Source organism: Vibrio genomosp. F10 str. 9ZD137, from assembly GCF_049974785.1.
Taxonomy (GTDB): Bacteria; Pseudomonadota; Gammaproteobacteria; order Enterobacterales; family Vibrionaceae; genus Vibrio.
The window spans coordinates 1-3883 of record NZ_JBNGCJ010000346.1; the positions used below are offsets into that span (position 1 = coordinate 1).

At 43.1% G+C, this 3883-nt stretch carries 3 protein-coding genes; 2 read left to right on the forward strand and 1 reads right to left on the reverse strand.

The features are described 5' to 3' along the window. Both ACP45E_RS07420 and ACP45E_RS07425 read left to right on the forward strand, forming a co-directional pair. On the forward strand, nt 1–1561 hold a 1561-nt coding region (locus ACP45E_RS07420), incomplete at its 5' end, for a hypothetical protein (protein ID WP_017037651.1). Nucleotides 1562–1566: 5 nt separating this feature from the next. Beyond that, complete coding sequence (locus tag ACP45E_RS07425; RefSeq protein WP_017037652.1) at nt 1567–2343, forward strand: efflux RND transporter periplasmic adaptor subunit; 777 nt, start codon at nt 1567–1569, stop codon at nt 2341–2343. Nucleotides 2344–2487: 144 nt separating this feature from the next. Here ACP45E_RS07425 and ACP45E_RS07430 read toward each other — a convergent pair whose 3' ends face one another. Then, the gene (locus ACP45E_RS07430; protein WP_017037653.1) at nt 2488–3453 is read right to left on the reverse strand and encodes an integron integrase; all 966 of its coding nucleotides are present in this window, start codon (nt 3451–3453) and stop codon (nt 2488–2490) included. Between the last annotated feature and the right edge of the window lie 430 nt (nt 3454–3883).

Below are 3883 nucleotides of genomic sequence, written 5' to 3' on the forward strand. Positions count from 1 at the left end.
AGCGTTATCGGGTATTCCCACTCACGTTGTTACGGTCAATGATTACCTTACCGAGCGTGACGCAGAAACGATGATGCCTGTTTATCATCGACTCGGCTTGTCCGTCGGTATCGTGATTCAAGGCCTGATGTTGGACGAACGTCAACAGCAATACAGCAAAGACATTGTTTACTGCACGAACAACGAGCTGGCTTTTGACTATTTAAAAGATCGCATTCAACTAGCAGGAAGCTGTGATGCTTTGCAGTTACACGCGCTGAGAGTGTTACCTTCTATGCGAAGTGAAAAACTTGGCAAACTTATGCTTCGCGGTCTTCACTTTGCTGTTGTCGATGAGGCGGATGGTGTGTGCATGGATGAAGCTACAACACCCCTCATTATTTCAGGTGAAGAAGCCGGACATAGTGGATTGGAAGAGATGTACTTACAAGCATACTCACTGGTATCTCAGCTCTCCGAAGGTGAAGACTACAAGACTAAAAAGCAGCAAAGACTCATCGATATTACGCCCTCTGGAGAGGAAAAGATCCTTGAAATTACCGTCGAATTTGGTGCGCTTTGGCGCGGCCGAGTTAGGCGTTTGGAACTGATTAAACAGGCATTAACGGCGCATTACCTATTTGAATATGACAAACACTACCTGGTTGAAGATGGCAAAGTCATTATTATTGATGAACATACTGGTCGTAGAATGCCAGACAGAACATGGGAACGTGGCCTTCATCAGTTGATTGAAATAAAAGAAGGGTGTGAAATCAGTAATCCGCGAGAGACATTAGCCAGTATCAGTTTTCAGAATTTTTTCCGTTATTACCACCACCTCGCTGGGATGACAGGAACCGCCGATGAAGTCAAAGCTGAATTTTGGCGTATCTATGGCTTACCAGTGGTAAACGTTCCCACAAACAAACGTTCGCAACGCGTTCTTCTTGGTCAGACGGTCTACCGAACTGAAGAGGAGAAATGGATTGCGGTCGTAGAGCAAATTAAGAAATTTAAAGCGGTGAGTAGTCGTCCGATATTGATCGGTACTCAGTCGTTAAAAGCCTCTGAAACGTTAAGCCAAAAATTGACTTCGTTCGCGGTAGACCACCAAGTCTTAAACGCAAGACAGGATAAGCAAGAAGCCGATATCGTCAGCCTTGCTGGAGGGGTGAATAAGGTCACTATTGCTACCAGTATGGCCGGGAGGGGGACCGATATTAAGTTAGCGCAAGAAGCGGAACAACAAGGCGGTTTGCATGTGATCATTACTGGGTTGCATGATTCTTCGCGGGTTGATCGACAGCTGGAAGGTCGAAGTGCTCGGCAGGGTGATAAAGGCAGTTATGAGCTTATCTTATCGTTGCAAGACAGTGTGCTAAGTGACGGTTGGGTAAAAGTACTGAATCAGATTTTCAATGCTCCTATTCCTAACAGTTTGAAAAACATGTTATTGTTAAAAGGTGTACGCCGTTGTCAACGTCGAATAGAATGCCAGCATGAGCGACTTCGCAAAGAGTTATTGAAACAAGACGAACAGCAGCAAGAAACGCTGTCTTTCTCCGATCAGAAGGTATAATTGAGATGAAAGAGCAACATAAAAAATGGACTTTGCCTCTCCTGTGTATCGCCGCGATGGGAACGACGAAGGACAGCTTTGCCGATGATTTCCCCCAAACGATGAGCGTCGCTCCATTAAGTTGTTTACTTGAACCAAGTTCAGAAGTGGAACTGAGCAGTGAAGTGCAAGGGGTGATTAAAGACATTCGAGTGCAAAGAGGGGATAAGGTTAAAGAAGGTGAGGTGGTGATGACGTTACGTTCTTCACTTGAAACCGCTGCAATGAATACTGTTCTTGCACGCCTAGAGTTTGCCAATCGAAAGGTTCAGCGTAATGCGGATCTTTTCAAAAAGAATTTGATCTCAGAAAACGAACAGGATGAGATGCTGACTGAGCAAAAATTGGCCGCCTATCAGCTCAAAGAAGCACGGGTTCGACTTGAGCTACGAGAAACGCGAAGCCCCATTTCAGGGGTGGTTGTAGAACGAATAAAAGATCCTGGTGAGTTTGTTGATGAAACGCCCTTTCTTCGTTTAGTGACACTTAACCCTATTCATGCTGAAGTGATTTTACCCGCTGAACTTTATGGAACCGTTACAAAGAACGAATCCGTAAGTTTGGTTACATTAGGTTCACAGCAAGAGCATGTAGGAAAAGTGAAGATTATTGACCCGATCATTGATGCTGCCAGCAATACCTTTGCGATAACCATTGCACTGGATAATAAAAAGGGTGACCTTTCCGCTGGACTTCGATGCCAGGTACAGTTTTCGGAATCATTACATTCACAAGATAAGTAGCCCTATATGTGTTAGATGCTGTCCATATAAGGTTGTTGAACGCCTTGCTATTTTGGTGCTGTTAGTGGACAGTTATCGACAGCACTCTTGAGAAAGTGGAATATCTTCCCTGTAATGTCAGGTCTAACTTTATGTACTGGATGGCTACATTAGATTTGAGAGCGGGCTTTTTACTCCGCTTGCTCCTCTATCGATCACATGCGTGTAAATTTGCGTAGTTTTGACGTCTGTGTGCCCCAGTTGCTCTTGTACCGTTCTAATGTCTGCACCACTTTCTAAGAGATGGGTTGCGAAGGAGTGCCTTAACGTATGGCAAGAGACATTTTTACCGATTTTAGCCTTTCTACTCGCATGCTTTACCGCTTTTTGCACGCTCGACTCGTTAATATGGTGGCGACGATAAGACTGAGAGTTAGGGTCCATCGACTGCCTTGCAGAAGGAAACAGATATTGCCAATTCAGCTCCTTATTTGCGTTAGGGTATTTCTTGGCCAGTGCGTCTGGAAGCCATACACCTGAAAAGTCATCTTGCTTTCGATCCTGCTGCCAAATTATTTTCACCTGCTTTTGTTGGTGTCGAATTGGCGGGATGAGCTCTTTGGCTAGCGTGACCACTCGGTTTTTATTCCCTTTACTTCGCCATATTCTGATCGCGCAATACTCAAAATCAATATCTTGGTACCTCAAACGTAAGCATTCCATAAGGCGCAGCCCAGAGCCATACATAAGTTGTACTGGCAATAAATGATGCACGTTTACATGAGTAAGAAGTGCACCCACTTCTTTAACCGTCAGGACGGTTGGTAATTTTTTACCTCTCGACGACTTTCGAAATCGCATATCTACTTCGATAGGTTCAGCAATAATGTGTTTGTATAAAAACACTAATGCATTTAGTGCCTGACACTGAGATTGAGCCGCTAAATTTCTAGATATCACGAGATCGGATAAAAAATCTTCGACTTCCTTTACACCAAGATCTTTAGGGTGCGCTTTGTGGTGAAAATAAATGAATTGGCAAATCCAATATAGATAAGCTTCAATGGTCTTCCTTGCGTAATGGCGAGCGCCCATGTATTCCTTTATATAAGTCAAAAATGGTGATTTCATACTAGTTCTTTGCACTGTGTTTTTATACATGCATTGACCATAGTGAACAAAAAGTAAGTTATGCGGAAAAATTCCGCTTTTTGTGATAGGTGATTAGTTTAATAATGCCTAGTGCACTGATTTACATGCTTAAATGTTTTAACATGAAACTATTCTAAAAAATAGAAGGCGGTAGCGTGAGAGCTAAACACGATTTTTTCCGTCTAAAAAGCGTTATAAGGTGCTTTCTAAATTAGGATTATTTGAAGTTTAGCGAGTACGCTTTGTTGGTGTTTTTCCGAATCAAATCGTCAAAGTGTATTGGATTTAGAAAAGGGTTTTACAGTTTGCATTGCTCCTTTATTTGTTTTTTCACTTGCGCATTCGTCAATGGGTAAAGCCAAGGTTTAGGTGTTGGTTCTGGCTGATTTTTCCATTTCGTCCATCAAGT